1 protein-coding gene is annotated in these 745 nt (G+C 34.2%); it reads right to left on the bottom strand.

Annotated features, from left to right (window positions below; genetic code table 11):
- Positions 1-33 precede the first annotated feature (33 nt).
- The coding region (locus RMT89_RS40510) for a TDP-N-acetylfucosamine:lipid II N-acetylfucosaminyltransferase (protein ID WP_315888753.1) at positions 34-745 on the bottom strand (712 nt) is incomplete at its 5' end.

Here is a 745-nt window from a genome sequence, read left to right as displayed (position 1 = left end):
GACGGTGGAAAAACCTTTCAAACAAATATACAACTAGAGATTCTCTATTCTATCCTCCATTTCTTTAATAGCATTTAAATAATTTCCTCCATCGAACTCACTCTTTATTATTTCCTTGTTTTTCCCACTTTTTTCGAAATCAAGGAAATCAGAAATCTTATTCGCCGCATAAAACTCCTCGAATGAGAACACACCTTCTACTCCCTTTTTCTTTAAATTTTCCCACACACTACCGGCATGATACTCACCTCTAACAAAATACCTCTCTCTTAAAACAGTAAAATTTTCAAAGTAAAGTGACGCCGAGATATTTCCTACAGCTTGCTGTCTATTATGAGCCGTAATCATTCCCTTTGACTTAGCAACAATTGAAAAATATTCCTGAGGCGGCAGCATCTGCTCTATAAAAGAACACTTTTTATAGACACCAGCATCTAGGAGTGCATTTTTGATATTATCCAAATAACCAGGCGCCATATTATAAGCCATGGGCAGTATATAGCTAAAACTTTCTTTATCAGCTTTATTATTTATCGCTTGAATAATATCTAAGTGCTGATTAGACGGGTCACCGCTATTACCAATAATTACAGAATTTTCTTTATCTTCTGGTAATACAGCAGCATCTTCAAGAGATATACTAGAAGCATGTTTGTAAGGAATAAGTGGTTTATCAGTATAGTTTTTCAAGAAAAAATTGTAATCTCCTTCGATACTAGTAGATACCGCATCAAAATTTTCATAA

The sequence above is a fragment of the Streptomyces sp. P17 genome (assembly GCF_032436805.1).
Taxonomy (GTDB): domain Bacteria; phylum Actinomycetota; class Actinomycetes; order Streptomycetales; family Streptomycetaceae; genus Streptomyces.
The sequence above is the reverse complement of the archived record's forward strand: the minus strand, read 5'-3'. Positions and strand labels throughout refer to the sequence as shown.